At 36.0% G+C, this 22882-nt stretch carries 25 protein-coding genes; 23 read left to right on the top strand and 2 right to left on the bottom strand.

The genetic code is table 11. From position 1 onward, the window contains the following. Positions 1 to 33: 33 nt before the first annotated feature. The 12 genes from D1953_RS00325 to D1953_RS00270 all read left to right on the top strand — a co-directional run bounded on the left by D1953_RS00325 (position 34) and on the right by D1953_RS00270 (position 11118). On the top strand, positions 34 to 900 hold the full coding sequence (locus D1953_RS00325; RefSeq protein WP_245979795.1) for an ABC transporter ATP-binding protein: 867 nt from the start codon (positions 34 to 36) through the stop codon (positions 898 to 900). Then, positions 884 to 1672: an ABC transporter permease gene (locus D1953_RS00320; protein WP_119115168.1), complete on the top strand. Its 789-nt coding sequence runs from the start codon at positions 884 to 886 to the stop codon at positions 1670 to 1672. The genes D1953_RS00325 and D1953_RS00320 overlap by 17 nt, the downstream gene beginning before the upstream one ends. Further along, entirely contained in the window at positions 1659 to 2639 is a 981-nt protein-coding gene (locus tag D1953_RS00315) for an ABC transporter substrate-binding protein (RefSeq protein ID WP_119115167.1), read from the top strand. Before D1953_RS00320 ends, D1953_RS00315 begins: the two co-directional genes overlap by 14 nt. Positions 2640 to 2644: 5 nt before the next feature. Continuing rightward, positions 2645 to 4081 (top strand): 4-hydroxyphenylacetate 3-hydroxylase family protein, encoded by a 1437-nt coding sequence (locus D1953_RS00310; RefSeq protein WP_119115166.1) that lies wholly within the window; start codon positions 2645 to 2647, stop codon positions 4079 to 4081. A 137-nt stretch (positions 4082 to 4218) separates the two neighbouring features. Next, entirely contained in the window at positions 4219 to 5574 is a 1356-nt protein-coding gene (locus tag D1953_RS00305; RefSeq protein ID WP_119115165.1) for an LLM class flavin-dependent oxidoreductase, read from the top strand. Positions 5575 to 5622: 48 nt separating this feature from the next. After that, positions 5623 to 5790, top strand: coding sequence for a DUF2292 domain-containing protein (locus D1953_RS00300; RefSeq protein ID WP_119115164.1), 168 nt, complete (start codon positions 5623 to 5625; stop codon positions 5788 to 5790). Positions 5791 to 6170: 380 nt separating this feature from the next. Then, a complete protein-coding gene (locus D1953_RS00295; protein ID WP_119115163.1) occupies positions 6171 to 7796 on the top strand; it encodes an FAD-dependent oxidoreductase in 1626 nt (541 codons plus the stop codon). Positions 7797 to 7809: 13 nt separating this feature from the next. After that, positions 7810 to 8133, top strand: a complete 324-nt coding sequence (locus D1953_RS00290; RefSeq protein ID WP_119115162.1) for a 4Fe-4S dicluster domain-containing protein — start codon at positions 7810 to 7812, stop codon at positions 8131 to 8133. Between the two features lie 234 nt (positions 8134 to 8367). Continuing rightward, on the top strand, positions 8368 to 8541 hold the full coding sequence (locus D1953_RS00285; RefSeq protein WP_119115161.1) for a YezD family protein: 174 nt from the start codon (positions 8368 to 8370) through the stop codon (positions 8539 to 8541). A gap of 691 nt (positions 8542 to 9232) precedes the next feature. After that, positions 9233 to 9421 (top strand): Fur-regulated basic protein FbpA, encoded by a 189-nt coding sequence (locus D1953_RS00280; RefSeq protein ID WP_119115160.1) that lies wholly within the window; start codon positions 9233 to 9235, stop codon positions 9419 to 9421. A gap of 156 nt (positions 9422 to 9577) precedes the next feature. Beyond that, a complete protein-coding gene (locus D1953_RS00275) occupies positions 9578 to 9904 on the top strand; it encodes a hypothetical protein (RefSeq protein WP_119115159.1) in 327 nt (108 codons plus the stop codon). Positions 9905 to 10365: 461 nt separating this feature from the next. Beyond that, on the top strand, positions 10366 to 11118 hold the full coding sequence (locus D1953_RS00270; protein WP_119115158.1) for an IclR family transcriptional regulator: 753 nt from the start codon (positions 10366 to 10368) through the stop codon (positions 11116 to 11118). Positions 11119 to 11312: 194 nt separating this feature from the next. Here D1953_RS00270 and D1953_RS00265 read toward each other — a convergent pair whose 3' ends face one another. After that, entirely contained in the window at positions 11313 to 11975 is a 663-nt protein-coding gene (locus D1953_RS00265; protein WP_119115157.1) for a DNA alkylation repair protein, read from the bottom strand. A 382-nt stretch (positions 11976 to 12357) separates the two neighbouring features. Between D1953_RS00265 and D1953_RS00260 the strand changes: the two genes are divergently transcribed. Then, on the top strand, positions 12358 to 12951 hold the full coding sequence (locus tag D1953_RS00260; protein WP_119115156.1) for a hypothetical protein: 594 nt from the start codon (positions 12358 to 12360) through the stop codon (positions 12949 to 12951). A 195-nt stretch (positions 12952 to 13146) separates the two neighbouring features. Beyond that, entirely contained in the window at positions 13147 to 13422 is a 276-nt protein-coding gene (locus D1953_RS00255; RefSeq protein WP_119115155.1) for a YqhV family protein, read from the top strand. 156 nt (positions 13423 to 13578) lie between these two features. Here the strand turns inward: D1953_RS00255 and D1953_RS00250 are convergent, their stop codons facing one another. Beyond that, the gene (locus D1953_RS00250; RefSeq protein ID WP_119115154.1) at positions 13579 to 15252 is read right to left on the bottom strand and encodes a ribonuclease J; all 1674 of its coding nucleotides are present in this window, start codon (positions 15250 to 15252) and stop codon (positions 13579 to 13581) included. An 80-nt stretch (positions 15253 to 15332) separates the two neighbouring features. On the opposite strand from D1953_RS00250, the gene D1953_RS00245 reads away from it, so the two are divergent. The 9 genes from D1953_RS00245 to D1953_RS00205 all read left to right on the top strand — a co-directional run bounded on the left by D1953_RS00245 (position 15333) and on the right by D1953_RS00205 (position 22643). Next, positions 15333 to 15557, top strand: a complete 225-nt coding sequence (locus tag D1953_RS00245) for a hypothetical protein (RefSeq protein WP_119115153.1) — start codon at positions 15333 to 15335, stop codon at positions 15555 to 15557. Positions 15558 to 15754: 197 nt separating this feature from the next. Next, complete coding sequence (locus tag D1953_RS00240; RefSeq protein WP_119115152.1) at positions 15755 to 16243, top strand: DUF2243 domain-containing protein; 489 nt, start codon at positions 15755 to 15757, stop codon at positions 16241 to 16243. Positions 16244 to 16274: 31 nt separating this feature from the next. Then, complete coding sequence (locus D1953_RS00235) at positions 16275 to 17057, top strand: cytochrome c oxidase assembly protein (protein WP_245979842.1); 783 nt, start codon at positions 16275 to 16277, stop codon at positions 17055 to 17057. Between the two features lie 151 nt (positions 17058 to 17208). Next, positions 17209 to 17973: a carbon-nitrogen hydrolase family protein gene (locus tag D1953_RS00230; RefSeq protein ID WP_119115150.1), complete on the top strand. Its 765-nt coding sequence runs from the start codon at positions 17209 to 17211 to the stop codon at positions 17971 to 17973. 192 nt (positions 17974 to 18165) lie between these two features. Beyond that, complete coding sequence (locus D1953_RS00225; RefSeq protein WP_119115149.1) at positions 18166 to 18393, top strand: YozE family protein; 228 nt, start codon at positions 18166 to 18168, stop codon at positions 18391 to 18393. A 258-nt stretch (positions 18394 to 18651) separates the two neighbouring features. Further along, positions 18652 to 18852, top strand: coding sequence for a hypothetical protein (locus tag D1953_RS00220; RefSeq protein ID WP_119115148.1), 201 nt, complete (start codon positions 18652 to 18654; stop codon positions 18850 to 18852). Then, positions 18801 to 20276 (top strand): recombinase family protein, encoded by a 1476-nt coding sequence (locus D1953_RS00215; RefSeq protein WP_119115147.1) that lies wholly within the window; start codon positions 18801 to 18803, stop codon positions 20274 to 20276. Before D1953_RS00220 ends, D1953_RS00215 begins: the two co-directional genes overlap by 52 nt. Positions 20277 to 21057: 781 nt before the next feature. Continuing rightward, positions 21058 to 21468, top strand: coding sequence for a YbjN domain-containing protein (locus tag D1953_RS00210; protein WP_119115146.1), 411 nt, complete (start codon positions 21058 to 21060; stop codon positions 21466 to 21468). A gap of 104 nt (positions 21469 to 21572) precedes the next feature. Further along, positions 21573 to 22643, top strand: coding sequence for a hypothetical protein (locus D1953_RS00205; RefSeq protein ID WP_119115145.1), 1071 nt, complete (start codon positions 21573 to 21575; stop codon positions 22641 to 22643). Positions 22644 to 22882: the final 239 nt, after the last annotated feature.

The raw sequence follows: 22882 nt of genomic DNA, 5'->3' as shown, positions 1-22882 counted from the left end.
ATTATTTTGGTGGAAAAAAGGAGTGGAGCTAAAGTGACTGTTAAAATACAAGCGATGAATGTGAAAAAGGCATTTCCAGTTCAAAATGAGTATGGAAAAAAAGATCAAATAATCGTTCTAGATGATTTTCAACTTCAAGTTCAAGAAGGCGAATTTCTTTCAATCCTGGGACCAAGCGGTTGTGGAAAATCAACCTTTTTAAGCATTTTAGCCGGCCTTACCTCAAAAACAAGTGGTGAATTAATCGTGGATGGTCAGCCTGTAAATGGAGTGAATAAAAAACATAGCGTAGTTTTCCAAGGATATGCATTATTTCCATGGCTTACGGTTGTGGAAAATGTTGAAACAGGTCTCGAAATAAGAGGAGTTCTAAAGAAGGAAAGGCGAGAAATTGCTTTAGAATATATTAACCTTGTGGGTCTTTACACATTTGCCAATCGATACCCTCATGAATTATCAGGTGGGATGAAGCAACGGGTAGCGATTGCGAGGTCATTGGCATACAATCCAGATGTGTTGTTGATGGATGAACCATTCGGCGCCTTAGATGCACAGACAAGGGAAATCCTGCAAACAGAATTGTTAAGAATTTGGGAATCAAGTAAGAAAACGATCATTTTCATTACCCATAGCTTAGATGAAGCGATTTATTTATCGGATCGCGTGGCGATTATGACAGCACGACCTGGCAGAGTAAAAAAAATCATCGATATTCCATTAGAACGACCAAGACAGTTTGAAATTCGTAATTCTGAAGAATTTGTCCAACTCCGTCAAGAAGCATGGGAAGTATTAAAAGATGAAGTGTTGCAGGCGCAAGGTGTGAATCCACCGCAAGAAGGGGTTCCTGCAAAAAGGGTGGAACAGAAAGGAAAGATAGCCAATGAGAAAGTGGTCTAATATTTTATATCAAACTTGGTATCGAAGTGCAGCAATCGTAATCTTTTTACTGATATGGGAGTTACTTCCGCGGTTAGGTCTTGTCAGCAAAGCGTATCTCAGTCCCCCTACAGAAGTGATTGTGGCTATTCAAGAACTCATTTCTACGGGTGATCTATGGGTACATGTGGCGAGCAGTTTGCAGCGCTCTTTATCGGGATTAATCATCGCAATTACTTCCGGAATTGTTCTTGGTTTAATTCTGGGCTGGTTTAAAAAATTTGAAGCGTTTATTGATCCATTACTACAGCTTTTCCGGCAAATCTCTGCTTTTGCGCTTTTCCCTGTATTTATCTTGTTTCTTGGAATCGGAGAAGTATCCAAATCAGCGATAATCTTTTGGGCAGCGTTTTGGCCGATTCTTTTAAATACCGTAAGTGGGGTAAAGCATGTAGATAAGCTGTTAATTGATTCTGCCCGTTCAATGGGAGCTTCCCAGCCTTATATTTTTAGAAAAGTCATAATCCCTGCCGCTGCACCTGGAATCTTTACCGGTATTCGACTTGGTGGAGCTTACTGTATTACAGCTTTAGTAGCAGCAGAAATGATTGGATCTGCATCAGGACTCGGATTCTATATATTAAACTCACAGGAAATATTTCAAATTCCGCATATGTATGCCGGCATTATTCTGCTCGCTTTTTTAGGATTAGGTTTGAATTACATTCTAGCTCTAGTAGAGTCCAGGTTTACTAAATGGAAAAAAGGGTTAGTAAGAGATGAAGCAGCATAAAAGCAAAATCATTTGGAGTTCTGTTGTGTTGATTCTTTTTGTAGCGGTCTTAATTGGCTTTATTAATCTTGGCGGAAGTGAACAAGCTCTAGATAAAAAAATCCGGATTGGCTACACTCATAATGATATTTTAATAGGATTGAAAAATATTGAGGGCGTTGAGGGCAGGGTTGCTCCAAAAGGGTACTCCGTGGAATGGATAGAGTTTCAAGATGAAGTGGAAATTTATCAATCGTTGGAAGAAGGGACGATTGATTTTGGAAAGGTTGGAGATGCCAATCCGTCCTTTCTTCATAAGGGAAAAAATGCCCCTGTGTTTGTAGCAACGGAACCTCCAAGTCCAAATGGCCGGGCGATTGCCAGTCTAAAAGGGGCTGAAATGACTGGAGTGAAAGATTTAGTAGGAAAAAAAGTCGCCTATACGCCTTTTACAAATGATCAGTATTTTCTACTGCAATTATTGGAAAAAAGTTCTTTAGGTGTTAGTAGGATTGATAAATTAGAAGCCATTGAAGCTTCACCTTCTGAAGAAGTGGAGCTTTTACAAAATGGTGAGGTTGATGCGGTCGTTGTTTCAGAACCCTATGTTAGTTTGTTCGATCATTTAGAATATCCCCTTGTTTACGATGGAGAGCTGACCGCCAATCAAGATGTTTATTTGACAACACAGGAAAACATAAAGGAAAGAAAAGATATTATCAATGAATTGTTATTGGCCATTTATGATTATGAAGATTTATTAAACAAGGATATTCATAGCTTTGCAGAATTTCTCTATCAAAAAACAAAAATTCCACATATTGTCTGGTTAAATGTGTTTGTGAACGAAGCTTATGGTATATCACCTTATTATGAAGGAATGGTGAAACAACAACAGGAACGGGTAGATTTTCTTTTTGAACAAAAAGTCATATCACAAAATTTTGAGGTGAATGAGTTTGCAATTGACACCACTGAGCAGGAGTGAAGGTAATGAATTCAGGTGAAAAATATAAAAAAAGGTTACAAGATGGAAGAAATGTTTGGCTAAATGGCAAAAAAGTTCAAAATTTGGTGGAACATCCTTCGTTTAAAGGAACGATTTCAACAATTTCCAGTTTACTAGATTTACAGAAGCACCCAGATGTTCAGGAGGAGTTAACGTTTGAAACACCTAATGGAAATAGAACAAATATGGCTTTTTTATTCCCTCAACAAAAAGAAGATATTTTTCGCCGTAGCCGTGCATTTCGGTTGTGGAGTGGAGCGACATTTGGTGTGATGAGCCGGGTTGCGAGCTTTTATCGCTCACAACTTTTAGGCTGGTATTTAACCCGTGACCATCATAAAGAGATCCCTGGATATTCTGAGAAAATGAAGAATTATTTTGAATGGGTAATGGATAACGATTTACTGATCACAGCCGCTGGACATGATCCCCAAATTGACCGCTCGAAAAACGCAACTGAACATGGTGACGATATTTATACAGCAGCACGGATTGTGGGGGAAACGGAAGAGGGAATGATTATTCGCGGCGCCAAGATGATTTCAACTGGAGCACCTTATATGGATGAAATCATGATTTCTTCTCATAAAAAAAGGACGGAACAAGAAAAAGGGTATGGGGCCATGTTTGCTATTTCAGCCAATACACCAAACGTTCATCTGATCTGCCGAGAGTCGTTTGCTTCCAATCTTAAGGAAGATTATCCGCTAAGCTATCGATTTGATGAGATGGACGCGGTGATTGTGTTCGATGATGCACTTATCCCATGGGAACGAGTATTTATCAAAGATGATGCCGAGGCCATGTGGAAAATAAGAAACGATCCATTTACGACTGCAATTAGTCTCCATGAGACGATTGTTCGCCTTATAAGCAAACTAGAATTTGTGGCAGCCATTGGCAATGATTTGGCCGAATCCATAGGGGTTCATCAGTATCAACATGTGCAGGCTAAACTAGCCGAATTGTTCATGCAGGTGGAGACCATCCAAGCCTTACTTCTAAGTGCAGAACACCAATCTAAAGAATATGGAGGTGTTTGGGCTCCAGATGTCAATCCAATGGTCACAGCCAAAAATTTAGGGATGAAATATTATCCGAGAGCCATCGGAATTTTACAGCAAATTTCAGCAGCAGGAATGCTGCAGACTCCTTCGAGGCTAGAAGAATTAAAGGGTGAAATAGGACCGTTTTTACAAAAATATTATCGTGGAGCTGACAGAGATGCCCAAGAGAGAATTCAATTGTTGAAGCTATCTTGGGATCTTGTGGGAAGTCCTTTAGGTTCCAGACATGAACTATATGAGCGATTTTATGCAGGTGATTCTGTTCGGGCATTTGCAGCCCAGTATTTAGAATATGATAAAAGGCATTTATATGACAAAGTTCAAAGTCGATTAACATCCACATTGTTGGTTTAAATTAATCCGGTATATGGACGATGACACGATTGCTGCTACTCAACAAGTATTCTCCCGTATGGATTCAGAAGGCCAAAGATTAATGACTCAACTGAATAGCGGAGACCAATCAAAAATAGAAGAAAGTAGGAGATAAAATGACTAATTTAAATCGAGAAATGAAATTAGGTGCGTTTTTTATGATCCCAGGACATCATGTGGCTGCTTGGAGGCATCCCAAAGCAGAGGCACAGAGTGTGATGAACTTTGATTTTATTAAAAGACTCGCTCAAACGGCCGAGCGAGGGAAGTTTGATATGATCTTTCTTGCAGATGGCTATTCGATCAAAGGAAAGGACCCAAAGGCACTTGGTCAAACAGTTAATACATTTTTTGAACCTTTTACTCTATTATCTGCCCTTTCTTCCGTTACAAAACATATAGGCCTGGCAGGGACCGTATCGACTACTTTTAATGAACCCTTTAATGTAGCACGTAGGTTTGCGTCATTGGATCATTTAAGTGGCGGCCGTGCAGCGTGGAATGTCGTGACATCGAATACAGAATCAGAGGCCCGAAATTTTAATTTGGAAAAACACTTACTGCATTCAAAGCGATATGAACGCGCTGAAGAATTTGTCGATATCGTAACAAAGCTTTGGGATAGCTGGGAAGATGATGCGTTAATCATTGATAAAGAGTCTGCACAGTTTGCGGACGCATCTAAAATACATGCAATTGATCATAAAGGAAAATGGTTCTCAGTGGAAGGGCCGTTAAATATCTCCCGGTCGGTTCAAGGGCACCCTGTCGTAATCCAGGCAGGATCTTCGGAGGCAGGGAAGGAGCTAGCTGCCCGTACTGCTGAAGTGATTTTTACCGCTTGGCAAACTCTCGAAGAGGCGCAAGCCTTTTATGCAGACGTAAAAGGCAGAATGGCAAAATACGGGCGTTCACCTGAGGAATTAAAAATTATGCCTGGTGTTTTTCCGGTAATTGGGAGGACAGAGGAGGAGGCAGAACAGAACAAAAGGCTTCTTGAAGAAATTATTCCTGAAGAAGCGGGTGTACAATTGCTATCCGCTATGATTAGTGTTGATCTGTCAGGTTATCCTGTCGATGGGCCATTACCTAATCTGCCTGATTTGGAACAAGTGAATGGAGGGAAAAGCCGTTTTCAATTATTAAAAGACTTGGCTGAGCGTGAAAACTTAACCATTCGTGGATTGTATCAACGCATAGCAGGTGCACGAGGACATCGGGAAATCAACGGAACACCTGAACAAATAGCTGACCAAATGCAGGAATGGTTTGAAAATGGAGCAGCAGACGGCTTTAATATTATGCCTCCTTATTTACCTGGTGGTCTCGAAGATTTTGTTGATCTAGTGATTCCGATTCTACAAGAACGCGGCTTGTTTCGAACGGAGTATACAGGAAACACATTACGAGAAAATTTAGGCTTGAAACGACCGGCGAACACATTAATTCATCATGCAAAAGAAACGATTTAATGATTCTATTAAAATAAAAAAGGAAATAAATAGGAAGGGTAATAACCGATGAGTATTGGCAGTGAAGAAATTCATTTTATTTCGAAGCTTTTAAAAGAGGTTCAATATGGTTCAATCTCTTTAAATGATGGAAAGATTGTACAAGTTGAAAGTATGAAAAAGAAACGCTTTGATACAAAGAACCGTAGTAATAGGAATATTAACAAGGGGGACTAGTTCTGAAACTTCAGAGTTAGATGCATCTTTACATTTGGTGTATGGAAAAACGGAGTTAATTTTTTTGAAAAAATATATTGATAATTATAAATATTATAACTATAATAAATTTAAATCTAAGTAAACTTATTTGAATTATATAAAATGATCGTGATCTATATGTACAACCAAAAGCTATCCAACTATTTTTAAGTGAATGCTCGTATCTTAAAAATTAAGTATTCATATTCGATCACTTAGTCAACCAGACTACTGGAGACTTCCTGGAAAACGGGAAGTCTCTATTTTTTTCTTAGGAATTATACCCTATTAGTTTAGGAGAAAAAAGGCTTCGAATTGATTCATGAATCATACTTAGAACATGGTGGGAGATGATGTACATGTCTTTAGAATTTGATCATTCTTATAAATTAGCCAATCAGAATTATGACGTAAGTCTAAAAGCGGATGTACTAGTAATTGGAGGCGGACCTGCAGGGACATGGGCAGCCTTAACAGCTACAGAAAATGGAGCGTCTGTTATTTTAGTTGATAAAGGCTATTGTGGTAGCAGTGGTGCAACGGCCCCCTCAGGGAATGGTGTTTGGTATATACCGGAAGACCAACGAGGAGAGGCGATGAAAAGTAGAGAAGCATTAGGCGGGTATTTGTCCGAAAGAAAATGGATGGAGCGAGTGCTTCAACGTACTTTTGAAAATGTCAATCGATTAGACGAATGGGGCTATCCTTTTCCGATCGATGAACATGGGGTTAAGCATAAACGAAGCCTTCAAGGGCCTGAATATATGAGATTAATGCGAAGAAAACTAAACAAAGCCAAGATTAAAATTCTTGACCATAGTCCTGCACTTGAGCTTCTGTATGATGGCTATGGGATTGCAGGAGCTGCAGGTGTTCAAACACAGGAAAATAATCAAACATGGGCTGTCCAAGCGAATTCGATTGTTATTGCCTCTGGTGGATGTGCTTTTCTCAGCAAGGCATTAGGCTGCAATGTGCTAACAGGTGATGGTTACTTATTTGCTTCAGAAGCTGGCGCTGATTTATCCGGAATGGAATTTTCCAATGCCTACGCGATCACGCCAAAATATTCGTCCATTACGAAAACGGCTTTCTATGAATGGGCTTCATTTACTTATGAAGACGGAAGCATTATTGAAGGAGCAGGTTCTAAAAGAGGCCGCTCGGTCATTGCAAAAAAATTGTCAGAAGGTCAAAAGGTGTTCGCACAATTAGATAAAGCCCAAAATGATCATGATTTACAAAAATATATGAGAATTGCTCAACCAAATTTCTTCCTTCAATTTGACCGTATGGGGATTAACCCATTTGAGGACCGTTTTGAAGTCACCTTACGTTTTGAGGGAACGGTACGTGGAACGGGCGGTATTCGAATCACAGATGAAACTTGTGCAACCTCCGTCCCTGGCCTTTTCGCAGCAGGGGATGCGGCGACGCGGGAATTGATTTGCGGTGGTTTTACTGGGGGTGGAAGCTATAATGCGGCTTGGGCCATTTCGTCGGGGTACTGGTCTGGGGAAGCAGCAGCAAAATATGCCTTGACCTACAACCGAAACAACCATGATCGCACACTTACAAGAAAACAAGTAGTGGGAATTAATGAACACCACACACCAGGTGAAACTCTTGGTGGAAACGAATTAACTAAACTGGTTCAAGCAGAAGTCACACCTTATAACGTTAATTTGTTTAGAGCAGAAGAAAAACTTACTTCTTCTTTATTAACACTAAACAATCTTTGGAAGGAAGCAAAATCACACTTGGGAGAAAAAGATAGCGATCTTGTGAGAGTGAGAGAATCAGCGGCGATGTTAGCGACATCTCGATGGATGTACTCCGCTGCTCTACAGAGAACAGAAACTCGTGGTATGCATAAACGACTTGATTTTCCAAAAACAGATGATCATCAACAAAGACGTCTTATTACGAGTGGACTTGATGAGATACAAGTAAATTGGGATAGTCACAGTTTGGTAAACATCTAAGGAGGAATGGATCTTGATTGAAGTGTTAGTAGAAGAACGATGTGTGGAATGTAATTTATGTGTGAAGGTCTGCCCTCTGAACGTATTTGAAAAAAGGGAAAATCAACCGCCTGTGATTGCTAGACAAAGTGATTGCCAAACTTGCTATATGTGTGAACTTTATTGCCCGGCCAAGGCACTATATGTAGCGGCTGACGCAGAGGATACAGTGGATGTTTCTGCGGATGAAATAATAGAAACGGGGCTAATCGGTAGTTATCGTAAAGACATTGGCTGGGGAAAGGGCTATAAATCGACTGCCAGTCAAGACACCGCTTATAAATTTTATTTAAAATAATTGGAGAGTGTAAATAAAATAAGATGAAGAAAACATTGAAACAAAAGGGACTATTTATAATCATGATCATAATGGTTCCGGTGCAAAAATTTCAGCTGACTTGAAACTAATCTTTAAGTCTTGGACATACTCATCCAAACAAAAGAAAAAACAGTTCACTAGCCTCATAATTATATTATGAGTATATAAAAGATAATTAATAGCAAGATCATAATTTATATAGGGGGAAAGAAAATGAATAAAGTTGATGATTTAAAACTAGATTACATCATATCTGAATTAAAAAACTTAGATTACGGTTCTCTAGTGATTACTGTACATGAAGGTGAGATTACACAAATTGATACAACAGAAAAGAAACGATTTTCGTCAACGAAAAGTAATAAATTAAATCGAATTAAATACTAAACAATTTAAACAGATAGTTATGCCGAAAAATTAAGTTGAACTTATATAGCAAGGAGGATAGATTCATTTCTCCTCTTTAATATCCGTCACATACCTTTTATAGTACATATACAAACGAGGGCATATATTCAAATTATGTACTAAAATTTAAAATCGCACTTGACCTATCTGTTTAGTTTTATTAAAATGAAGAGAAAGGGAATTTCTTTGTCGACTAGACTACTAGAGACTTTAACTCTTGGCTGTTTTCATGCTCAAGAGTTAAAGTCTTTTGTATTTGGAGGGAGAGAAATATGCAATAAGTTTTAATATTTGTGGAGATAAGTCAATTATCAAAAGAAAAGCCCATGAATAATTAATTCTCATTTTAGGTTTTAAATCAGTGAGGGATTCCTATCATTTTGTTCAGCAACACATAAGGCAGAGAGCGGTTTATTTAAATAGTTAGTCAAAAATTTTTTCTCGAAAAATCATACTATGTATATAGGTTTAATTTATTTTCGTGTATCGAATACGAGTCAATTAGATTGCCATAGGCCCATTATTCAATTTGAAACCGCAGCAATAGATTCTTTGTAGAAAACCGTGTGAATTCCAATAAGCTGAAGGGATACAATTTTTCAAAGGTCCTGTTTTACCGTTTTTAAAGAAGTTTTTTATTTAAATGAATCTATAAAAGGGAGTGATTTGTGTGGGAAATGTTCTTAGAAAAGCCGTGGAAGATAGACGAAAAAAATTAATAGATAAACTGATTGCTTTTAAAATATATAAGAAAGGTGATAAACATCTTTTTGAGTTATCACTAACAGAACTAGAAAATGAATATAGAAGTTTGCGATCACATTGTCATCCGCATAATGGTTTTGGTTCTATAAAATGAACTGGTAAAAAATCATGATATGTAGGTAGTAATCTCGCTCAGTTATTCTAATCTTTATATGCTCTAGTTTCTTCAGAATAGATGGGAACAATAGAAAATTCCATTAAATGAGTAAATGGCAATTAATAAAGGAGAGAGACTGAAAGGGGAAGCTTTATGAACATTAGCGAGACCCAATTATCGGTAAATGATTATTTAGATTTATACTTATATGCGGAAAGTATAAATGACCAATTGTGGAAACAAGAAATTGTAGAAAAATTACAAAATTCCCGTAATGAAATCAGAAAAGAAATCCAATCCTTTAAGGATAAACATCTTTTGGAAAAGTATAAACATATTAATGAAGAAATTCGCATCATTTATCAGCAGTTGCGAATTCATTCTTCTAATGAGTATTTATTAGAGGAATTTAGGAGATTGAAACAACGGCGTGTTTTATTAGGTCTCCAGATCCAGTCGGCCAAACATCATTCTCCATAAATATAAGTCCACGCAAAAAAATCTTTGTGAGTTTATTCAGATGAGGAAAATCCAAAAAAGATAAAGAGAAACAAGGCTTGAAACATCTATTAACAACTGTGTTTGTATTATAATTAATTTGATTATGTTAATCGAAATGACTTTCAAAAAACTTTGTTGAAAGTTTTTTAAGAGTAGAGAAATATTAAGGATAATAAAAAGGTTGGGTCTTCCATCCTTTTTTTATTGTTCGCCCAAGCATGGTATAGTCTATAGTGTGTGAGAGTTCGGAGGTTAATCTCTGACCCAATTCCATTTATCTTTATAAGAGATGAAACCGTGCTTAAGTGAAATCCAATGTTCCTCTTTTGTTTATAATGTTTTATAGTAATGGTAGAAAAAGAATAAAATTTCTTTTATATATTACATCATTGCAGTGGATGTTTAAATTTTTTACCACTTATCAAGAAGGGAGATCTTTTATGCAAGCACATAACAAAACCGTTGTAAAATCCATGCAAATCCTTACTCTTTTCTTGAATTATCCCAAACTCACTTTTAATGAAATGATGGAACTTTCTCATATTCCGAAAACTTCTTTACATCGTATGGTTGGTTCGCTTGAAGAAATGGGGTTTTTAACAAGAGATGAAGAAGGTTATTATTCACTAGGACTATTGTTCTTGCAGTTTGGTCAACTAGTATCGGAGCGTTTGGATATTCGAACAATTGCACTTCCGATTATGAAAGAACTTCGAGATGATGTTGAAGAAGCGGTGAATCTTATTGTAAGAGATGCAAATGAAGCGATGTATATTGAAAAAATAGATACGTTGCAGCCTGTACGTTTATATACGTCGATTGGAAGGCGTTCGCCGTTGTATGCAGGGGATTCTCGAATTATACTTGCTTATTTGCCTGAAGAAGAGCGTGAAGCTTACATAGAAAATACAGAATTAAAACCAATTGCGATGGGAACAATAACAGATAAAAGTGTGCTCCGTCAATCATTAGAGGATGCGAGACAAAACGGTTACACCATTACTTCATCTGAATTAGAGAATCATACAAAAGCTATAAGTGCACCAATCTTGAATAGTCAAAATCAAATTGTAGCTGGTATTAGCATAGCGGGAATCGATGCACGTTATCAAGAAAATCGCTTGCCCGAATTAATTCAAAAAGTGACGAATGCAGCTAGACGAATTTCCTTAAAGTTAGGTTCTCAAATGTAAAAGAGTAGAACGAGTTGGATTAATTAAAAGAAAGACTATAAAAATATTATGTCTACTAAGAAGAGAGTAGTCTAACTCAATACTCTAGCCATTTTCTAAACAGAATATACTTCAAAATCGTTGAAGCATAAAGTTCAATAGTTTTGAAGTATATTATTTTTTTGAGAAATTATACTACATTGTTAGGGTTTTACTTAGTATAAATACTTGCTTCCTTCTCGGACGCTTAATTTTGGAAGCTCGTTGGATTCAATAAAGGCTCTAACAGAATCAGGATTTGTTTTTGAATATTCCCGAAGTGCCCAGCCGATTGCTTTTTGAATGAAAAATTCTTTACTTTCTTTATTTTGGACAATATAGTCGTAAAGAAGTTGTGCATCTGTCTTTTCTTTATATTTTAATTGGAAAAGGATTGCTGCTCTGTTGAGCCAAAGATGGTCTCCATAAGCCCAGCCTTTAATCGTTTGAGGGATAACTTCTGGAAAATTAGCCGCAATTTTCCCAATCGGTTTCGGTGCTAATACATCAACCGAATCCCACCACGATTTTGTAGTAATCAGCTTTTCGAATAATGGAAGATGATGTTTGTCTAACTTTTTGATAGACCGTTCGATATAGTCTAGAGCGGCGTATTGGTATTCCCTTTCTTCTAACTCCCATAAAACTTCAATAAAATCCGTCTGAAAATTTTCCTTTAATATGCCGCTTTTTTGAAAAAATTCTCTCATGAGTTCCCTTCTTCTAGGTGTTTTAATACCGAGAAAAGGGAAGTGATTTTTCATATATTTTTGCATGGGAATAGCATTTTCTTTATTTCGATTTGCTTCAAATAAATGAACTAATAAATCAATCTTCATTTGCATGCTCCTTTTAGGATAACGAGAATGTTTGATGACCCAATTCTTTGTTTCTATTTTAAAGGGGAATCATGAATAATCCAAATTGTAGTGGGTTTAACTCATTTGATGATGAAGTCGACTCTTTATGGAGCTATTGATTTTTTTTGATATTTAGGATATTCAAATTAAGAAATAGTACCTCCTTGTTTACATCTCACGTTAGATTTTAAAATGATGAACATAAAGAGTGGTTAACAGATTATATTCCAAAATTAATTATCATTAGAAGTTAGAGTTATATTGGAATGCTTATCGTTCCTTGCTTCTTTATTTTTGACTGTATTCTAAAAAATTTGATAAGATAGGGGGAGTTTAAATTACATAGTAAAGGAAGAGACGCTTGAAAAAATCAGTTAAAATTCTTCTTGGATTTTCAGTAATTGTAATGGCTTTTTTATTATTTATCGTTTTTAAAGGAGTTAGTAATTCTAGTGAAACAATAGAGTCTGCAGAAGTGCCAAAAGAAATGAGTTATTTAAAAGATACGGAAAAATTATATACCGTTAAAGAGTATAGTGTTAAGAAAGAGCGATATATCGAATATGAAGAACATTATATTGGGAAATCTCAAGAGTTTGATACATGGTATGGTGCAGATACTTATTTAGAAACAGAAAATGAAGCAGGATTATTTTATGGCAGCGATAAAGTGCTAGCATATCCGGTAGAAAAGGGAAAAGAGTGGACGATTGATTCTTATACTTTTACAATTGAATCTGTAGATAAAACGGTTACAATTCCAGCTGGTACCTTTGACAATGTAGCAGAAGTGAAAACAATTCAAAAAGGTGCGGAAGAGTATAGCATCACATACTATGCAAAAGGTGTCGGTCAGATTTTAAGGGAATCAGTTGATGCCAATGGTAAAAAGACTATGAGATTTGAACTTCAAGAAATTAAGGAGAAAAAGTCTAAAGAGGATGCTGCTCAATAAGACGTATTACAAAAAATATAACTACAATAAAAGCGTAAATTCGTATACGAATTTACGCTTTTATTGTGTCCTTAACAGAGAGCAAGATGGGAGACTTACTAACCCTGTTATTTTAGTGGGAAATAGTACTTGTCCTGAATTCCAAACTACAGCATAGAATGATGTAGAAAGGAATCTTTATCCAAGGAGGGTACTATGTTTACAGTAATTGAAAAAGCGGTACTGATTATGGGAGCATTACGATTTCTTTCCGCAAGTATTGAAATGGTTGCAGCAATGCTTATATTTAAATTTAATGATATTGAAAAAGCGTTAATCATTAATAGCTCATTAGCTATGGTAGGACCTATCATTTTAGTTGTAACAACAACCGTTGGATTAATAGGTGTTGCTGAAAAACTATCCTTGTTTAAAATATCGTGTATTTTTTTAGGGGTCGTATTAATTCTTGTTGGAATAAAAAGTAGATGATGGTGAAGGCGTTAGTTTCAGTTTGTTTTCTGAAAAACATCGTCTTGCTTGCTTTCTACATAATGAAGCGGCATCGTTTCCTTAATTTTTTACCTATCCATTTTATGTATCCAATACATAAAATGGATAGGTAGCTGTAATGACAGCCCGTTCTTGTTAAACTTCGATAATAATCGGAAGAATCATCGGCTTTTTCTTTGTTTGACTATATACATACTGTCCAACGGATTTTTTAATACTTTGTTTCATTACATTCCATTGATATCTGTTCGCTTCTTGTAAGTCGTTAACAGTTGTTTTAACAAGTCGATTCACTTCTCTTAGAAGCTCCTCAGAATCTCGTGCATAGACAAAGCCGCGGGAAATCGTGTCAGGGCCAGAAATGATTTTTCTTTCCATTTTACTAAGAGTAACTACAATGACTAGCATACCGTCCTCAGAAAGCTGTTTACGATCTCGTAACACGATATTCCCAACGTCACCAACACCTACACCGTCTACATAAACATTCCCAGAAGGTATCTTTCGAGTTTGACGAGCAACTTGGTTATTAATGTCAATGACATCACCATTATTAATGATAAATGTATTTCCTTGTTCTACGCCAACTGATTCAGCTAATAAACGGTGATGATGCAGCATCCTAAACTCACCATGAATTGGAATGAAATATTTAGGCTTCATTAGCGTAAGCATCAGCTTTAATTCTTCTTGATAGGCATGTCCAGAAACGTGCATACCTGTTACACTTCCAGATCCGTAAATCACGTTAGCCCCTAATTGATATAAGTTGTCTACAATACGCGAAACACTTCGTTCATTTCCTGGTATCGGACCTGCCGCTATAATAACTGTATCCTGAGGTAGAATGTCTACATCTCGATAATTTGAGCTGGATAGACGGGAAAGGGCGGCCATCGGCTCCCCTTGGCTTCCTGTGCATAGGATAGCTACCTTCTCAGGAGCCATTTCGTTTACTTGCTGCGCTTCAATTAGCATCCCATCAGGAACTTGTAAATAACCACGTTCCATCGCGACGGAGACGACATTCACCATCGTTCGACCAAGCAATGCAAGCTTTCGATTTGTTTTTTGTGCAGCATCTACTACTTGTTGAAGGCGATTAACATTAGAAGCAAAAGTAGAAATAATGACTTTCCGCTCAGCTTTCCGGAAGGCTTCTTCAATATGGCCGCCTACAAGTTGCTCCGATGGAGAAGAGCCAGGGCGTTCAGCATTCGTACTTTCGGATAATAGAACTAATACACCTTGTTTGCCGATGTCAGCCATTTTATGAATATCTGTATACTGATTATTCACAGGAGTTAAATCGAATTTGAAGTCCCCAGTATGGACGACGACTCCTTCCGGTGTATGAAAGACAATGCCTAGACAATCAGGGATACTATGGCTAGTTCTAAAAAAGCTTACACCAGTCTGTCCAAAATCAAAATGTGAATCTTCATCAATTTGAATCAATTTGCTATCTCGCAGCAGTCCATGTTCTTTTAATTTTAATTCAATTAAACCAAGTGTAAAGCGTGTAGCATAGATAGGTACATTTAATTCTTTTAGGAAATAAGGGATTCCTCCTATATGATCTTCATGCCCATGTGTAACAATTAATGCTCGAATTTTATCCTCATTCTCTTGTAAATAAGTAATATCAGGGATGATTAAATCGATGCCTAATAAATCTTCATTTGGAAATTTAGAACCGCAATCAATGATAAAAAGATCGTTTGCATATTGAATCACATACATATTCTTACCAATTTCATTTACGCCCCCTAAGGCGAAAATAGATAATGCATTCTCTTGCATAGTCATATTTATATCCTCCTACTTTCAATCGATATTCTTACTATTTCCTTTTATAATTCTTTTATAAATGACAGTGGATATAATTTATGAAAGCTACGCAAGCTATGGCTAACTTCCATATTGGAGCACTAAATAGGAAAGCACGAAAAACAAGGAGAGTGGCTGATTTAATGAAAGAAATACATCAAACAAGATATTGTGAAACGTGTGAAAAGGAAACAGAACATGTTGTAAGAGAAGATGCAACGGAAATAAGTTATATGTGCAATGAATGTCACCATGAACAAGAGATTATTAAAAATTTTTTTTAGCAATCACTTAGAGAAAAACGCCTCTTTTGCAACTACATATTTTATACATGAGTACCCCTATCTAAATATTTAAAGTAGGGGATTTTCCCATTTGTTAATCTGAGATAAAAGTAAGTGTACAATGTTATGTCCTATATACGACTGGGCTAAACTAGAACATATGTTGATGATCTCTACAAAAAAGGATGGTGCTATCTATGGCTGATTATGTTACAAAAAATCGCTTTATATATTCAGCACGTAATTTATGGTCAGGCTTTCTGTTTGGTCTTGGTTTAGTGGCTTTTTTTGATGAAGTGGTTTTTCATCAACTCTTGCATTGGCATCACTTTTATGACAAATCTACAACTGCTATCGGACTTGTCTCAGATGGTTTATTTCATGCTTTTAGCTGGTTTGCAACAGTCGGTGGGTTGTTTATGCTTGCTGACCTTCGGAGACGCCGTGCATTATGGTTCACTAGGTGGTGGGGAGGCTTATTTTTTGGTGTAGGTATCTTTCAACTATATGATGGAACGATTCAACATAAGGTCATGCGGCTTCATCAAATTCGTTATGACGTAGATATCTTTCCTTATGATTTAACTTGGAATAGCATTGCTCTTGTTCTAACTATAATTGGCCTTATTTTAATTACTCATACACAACGTATCCAAAAACCAGAAGAGATGGTTTCACATGAATAGTCATAATCACTCCTATGTCTCTACTAATCCTATGTCTTATGCAAATGGCGAGGGAGTTCAGTTTGTTTTGGCATTCCTATTTGTACTAGCATTTGTTATGTATATTGTTGCTGCGATTCAATCAATTCGTCGTTATAAGACATGGCCATTATATCGGATTATCTTATGGAGTTTGGGGATCGTCTTAGCTTTTTCGGCAGTTTTCGGCCCTTTAGCGGCACGTGCCCATAATGATTTTACTGCACATATGATTGTTCATTTGCTTTTAGGAATGCTTGCACCACTTTTTCTTGTGTTAGGGGCGCCTATGACTTTACTATTACGAACATTGAATGTATCCTTAGCAAGACGTCTTTCGCGTATACTAAAAAGCCGACCTGTATGGATATTAATGAATCCTATTGTGACCTCTTTTCTTAATATTGGAGGCCTATGGATACTTTATACGACGGATTTATATATGATGATGCACAATAATCTCTTTTTTCATATAGTGATTCATTTGCATATATTTTTAGCTGGCTACATATTTACTGCGTCTATGATTTATGTTAGTCCGACCCCGCATTCATTTAGCTTTGTCTACCGTGCGTTTGTGCTTGTGCTCGCTTTAGCTGGTCATAATATTTTATCTAAGTATATGTACGCTCAACCACCTAATGGTGTACCCCTAGCTCAGGCGGAAATGGGCAGCATGTTAATGTATTACGGAGGGGGTTTGGTTGACTTCTTTCTTATTTGGATATTTATCTCGCAATGGTTTAAAGCAACACGACCTCAAGCAGTTATCTTTAATGAAAACGCCGCTGAATAGCAGGCGTTATTTTTATGTTATTCTTTTATATTCGTATAACGCAGAACGAAGAGCAGTCAGTCAAATTTATTTTTTGATGTATGAAATAGTTCGCTAGTTTAAAATAGAAGTAGTAGTTTCAGTAAACGGTTTATCGAATGGAGTGACTATATTGAAGAGAATAAAGATTGCCTTATTGCATTTATTGCCAATTGTAGGGGATATAAGATATAACCAAGAATTGATTGAACGTTCTGTAAAGCTTGCGTCGAATAAAGAGGTAGACTGGATTATTACGCCTGAGCTTAGTGTAAGCGGATTACAATTTCGGCGCAGGATTGGAATAGATTGGATTGAGTGTCAACCCAATTCATGGATGAACCGTTTTTGTCAATTAGTAAAATCTATTGATACAACAGTCTTTCTAGGTAGTCCTGAAAAGGGGGAAGATGGAAAGTATTATAATTCAGTATTTGTGATTGATTCAAACGGTCAAATAATAGGGAAGCAAAGAAAGATTAATGTTTTATCGGATGGTTGGTCTACAGCCGGTAAAGTAATTGAGCCCATTATAATAGATGATATACACGTAGGGATTATGATTTGTGCAGATGCCTATACAACCAATGTTGCTGAGCCATTATATCAGAAAGGTGCAGAAATCATTATAGCACCGGCTTCATGGGGACCGGGATTACATGGTCCGAATGGAGAGTGGGAGCAAAGATCCATTGAGACAGGATTGCCCATTATCGTTTGTAACCGTACTGGAGAAGATGAAACCGTTAGTTTTTGGCAAGCGGAAAGTTCGCTTATTAAAAACGGTGAACGAATTTTCACTCATCAATCTAAACAATCAGCTATTATTACGTTTGAATGGGATATAGAACGACAACAATTACATTCCGCTCAGATAGAGGTCGAGTATATAGAGTGAAAATTTTTTTATATAATAGATAGGCTGAAAGATGTGTGTAACCTCGGTTTCAAGTGATGGAAAGACTGACCATTATAATGTATAAATTTCATATAACGGTAATTTTGAAGTCAGGTTAAAAAGTGTAGACGTGTCCTGAGAGTTTCGATATAGTAAAGCAACAATCATCTATTTGAAGAGTGAGGAATGAATATGAAGTCGTTTTATACATTTCTAATGACTTATCGACAACCGAAAGAGGTTGATGCAATTACTAAATTTGCTAATCATGCTTTTTTGGATCATAGTTTTCCAAAGCAATCGGTTGACTACGATGAGCTAAGCCGCTATTTAGAAATGAATGTGGATTATTTAGAAAGTATGTCTGTTTTTGATGAGGCATGGGATATATACATGCAATCCGAAGAAGGGCTATGGTGAAATGTCCTATAGAGGAAGAGCTATTTTAAAAATTATAGCAGATGAGTAATTTTGCATCGCTTTATGTTAAATATGTGGAATTCTCTATCGTACTTACGAAGAAAGCGCAGTCTAAAGGTTGAAAGCACAATCTTTAGATTGCGCTTTCTTTATGTGTAATTTGGGAGAATGCCTACCTTTTTCTATTAACGTCTATCCTTATTGAAGCATATACTTTAGTAACTACTCGGTAGGGGACCATTTGAGGAGATGTCGCTGATGGGAAAGAAAAAGGAGCCGAAGTTTAAGGTTGGTGATACAATCATCATCAAAATGTATGGGACAGTCGGTAAAATTACAGATGTTATCTTTCTATTTTTATTGGTCATATGTTATCATTTTAATATGACACATTGGGGGGATACGAAATGGCATTGGCTGCGATTTATTTACGTTTATCAAGAAACGAAGAACAATTAGATATTGAGGAAATTTTAACAAATCATCGAAATGCTCTTATCAAACTTGCGAAGCAACATAAGTTAACATATGACGTTTATCAAGAAATTTCCAGTGGTGTCAACACACAAAGGCCTCAATTGAATCAATTGCTAAATAAATTAGATGAATACGATTATCTTTTGGTAATGGATATTGACCGGATTTCCCGTGACAATGCCTATGCGGAACAAATTAAAACGATGCTAATAGCACATGACATTAAAATTTTGACACCACAAGGGGCAATTGATCTAACTCAAGAAAGTAATGAAATGTTATATTCATTCCAGGCGATGTTGGCAAATTTTGAGTATAAGCAAATCAAAAAGCGTTTGGGAAGAGGTCGATTGGCAGCGGCAGAACAGGGAAGATGGACAATGAGTAATAAGACACCATTGGGATATGAAAAGGACGAAAATCAAAGATTAGTCATTGTGGAGGATGAAGCAAAAATAATTAGGTACATATTTCAAAAGACTTTAGAAAGAGTTAGTTCAAACGAAATTGCCAAACAATTAGATATGCTCGGCTGGAGGAGTAGAAATGGAAAGGTCTTAACGACTTCCCATATCTCATCAATAAGAAGAAATGTTGTTTATTATGGAGTAGTCCAAGCTCGTAGAAGGGTAAATGGGAGAGTGGTTGATGAAGTATTTGTTGAAAATGCTCATGAACCAATCATTTCAAAGCAACAATGGTTAGAAGTTCAAAAAATACTTGAAGAAAACACAACAGGAAATTTCTTTAATAAAAGGAAAGTAACCCGAAAACTTCAAAACCTAATTTATTGTAATTGCTGCGGAAGAAAAAGATACATCCAAATCGATGGGAACGGAACTGATTTTATCAAATCTTGTTATTACAAAATAAGTAATAATACATGCAGAGATAGGGGACATAAGTATCTTCCCGTGGAAGATTACGTAATTAATAAGGTAAAAGAAAAGAAGGCGGATTTTGAAAAGACCGTTCAGAAATTAAAATCTCTTGATACTACGGATGAAGAAAATAAAATACTATCTCAAATGGACTCATTAGAAAAGCAATTAGAAAGATTTGAAAAGAGACGGAGAAATTTAACAATAATGAGAGCTGACGGAGAAATAAGTAAGAGTGATTTTCTTATAATGAGTGAAGAGAACGAGGAACAAATCAAACAGGTTAAGCAACAGCTTGAATTAGCTAATATTCAATTAAAAAACTTGAATAATACAGATAAAGAACAACAAGTGTTAGAAGGCATTATTAAAAAAATAGATACGATGGAGGCACTTGACTCCGAAAACTGTAATATTTTCCTAAAAACGTTCATAAAAAAAATCTGGTTCTCAACCAATGCGATTGCAAATCATAATACTAAAAAAGATGTTCCGGAAGTCACAATTGAAATTGAATGGCTCTAAAAGGCCGTAATTGCCTATATTAGTCTATGGTTAATATTTCCCTAGACTTTTTCTTTTGGAGAAAGCTTCTGAGCTTACTAGGCGGGAAACCAGTTGAATTTATGGAGTTCATGCCTCCGGCTGAACTCGAGTGCCTTTATTAGCAGTAGCAAGTTCTTTCAGAGAATGATAAGTTTATTTTCATCGAGCCGATTAAGTGCCGGGTGAAGTAAAGGAATTAACTAAACAAATGAATATAAATGGTAAGGGCATAAGTAACAGAGGGATAAAGCCAAAAGGTGATAGTTGGTATCAGAGCAGCAGAACCAACAGAAAAAAACAAAACAAGATCTAGTCCGGCACGGTAGCGGTCCAGGTCATGCTCGGTTTAACTGTACGTATGTGAACAACGTCTTCTCATCATTTCACCTCAGCCTATCAGCATTGACAGGAGGAGGCTAATTTTATACGTTAATAATCGTCCTCAAATAAATAAAAGTGTAATTGTGCTGACTCTTCCTGCTCGCTTCATTTAATAAACACATGGATTAAGCCTTTTTTCTGACCAGGGAAGAGGACTTTATCTTGTTCTAATTACAATCCCTCCTTTGTTGTTGATACTCTAGGAAATTGTTAAAAATGAAGGGCGATAATGTTTCTGTTTGTACCTAACTCTTTTGGGTGTCATTGTTCATTGTCCATCTATTTCCAATTAACATTATGGAAATAGATGATATAATTTTTATGGAATAGTTACATTTATTTCACATAATACATTTTTATTACACCAGGAGGACACATAATGAGCAATGTTGAGAGGTTTAAACTGTTTTTAGAAGAAAAAAATTTATATATGGAAGAATTTAATCCTGAAAGCGGCGTTACTTTTTTTCGTGTAGAGCAAAGTTTGGAAAACGGTGGAGATATAACTTTATTAATAGCATTTAATGACATGTTTGTTGAGGCTTTTGCTACAAATTATATCAAAGTAGATAACCCTCTTAGGAAAGAGAGAATTTTAGAATTAATTAATGATTTAAATACAGAATTTAGATTTGTTAAATTTTACCTCGCAGAAAATAGTATAAATGTACAATCTACAAATTTTAATGGAGAAGTATTTTCACCTGTAGACGCTTTTGAGTGTTTAATCGCTGTTTTAAGAGCTGCGGACGAAGCATACCCAAAATTCATGAGGGCGCTTTGGGGATAACTTTATAAATAGAAAAAGATGTCTAAAAGCTATTTAGTTTAAGACATCTTTTTATTTAGCAAAGTTTAATATGGATTAATGATAGAAAAGGAGAACTAGATAAAATGATTATTCTTATAGTGATTATTATAGTATTATATTTTATTTTCAATAGCGGTGGTGATTCGTCATCAGAAGAAATAACTAAGAATTTAGACCATAATTCAAATAGCAGACGACCAAAAAATATTGCTGTAGAAGATTTTATTGTTTCTGATATTATCAAGCGTAAGGGAATTGATTATGAGATTACTAAGATTACTAATGGGAGTGATCCGAATTTACTCATAATCGATTTGAAAAAATTACAAGATTGTACAACATTAAAGTTGGCTTTTACAAAAACAAAAAAATATACACTTATTAATGGGGTCTATATACGAAGGGACAATACAGTGAACAGTTATCACAGCAAAAAAGAGCAAATACATAGTGGTGCTGAAAACTTTCAAAATAGTGGAATCGTTAATCGAGTAGACTTGGACGTTAAAAATGATATAAAAATAGATAGAAGAAGTCCTAATCATAATCAAGAAGAAATAAATTATATAAAATTGGATAAAGTTAAAAAGCCAATTCAACAAAAGTCCAAAAGTAAAACAAACCAAGCGTTTAGTCCAAAAACAATAAGTAATAATGAAGTAATTAAGGGGAGATTAACAGTTTCATCCGTTAATATTGCCGAAAATGCTATTTTAAATACCTTTAATAATAACTTACTGAATACTCCGTACCAAATAAAATTAGAAACTTCTAGGAGAAAAAACCCTTCTTTCGGAAACTACTGGGATTATAAGGTGGTGGAAATTAACACTGGTTTTGTAGGAATTATTAACCAGGAAGAAATGCTTGATGCAATGAATAAATTTAATAAAGATTATTTTGAAATGGGCCTTAATATATTCGGTAAGAAAAAGGAATTTCATCCAAGTGATAAAACTAATTTTCAAAAGTTTATTAATAGTAACATAGACTATTATGTTGATTTAGTGGTTAGTGCAGGTAAATATAATCCGGAATTTGAAGATGTAATAAACGTTGCTTTAGGGGAAGTTATTACATTAATGACAGAAACAATTGCAATATTTATTGACGAGCGCTTAACCAATTCATTAATTAATAAGGCTAAACGATAAGTAAACAAGTAAATAAAATCCTAGTTTAAAACCCACCGGTACTCCATGTGTTGCCACATGCACATTACACATGTGGAGTGCTGTTCACTACTTGTACGGAAAGATTAATAAGAAATGTAACAGTGAGGTAAAGAGCTTTTTCATTTAGAAAGGCTCTTTAGTGTTATGAAGGTATATATATAAGTGTAGCAGTAACTTTGGCTATCTGTACTAAGCATTTGGGATACAAGGAGTGATCT

The sequence above is a fragment of the Peribacillus asahii genome (assembly GCF_003570725.1).
Classification (GTDB): Bacteria; Bacillota; Bacilli; order Bacillales; family DSM-1321; genus Peribacillus; species Peribacillus asahii.
The sequence above is the reverse complement of the archived record's forward strand: the minus strand, read 5'-3'. Positions and strand labels throughout refer to the sequence as shown.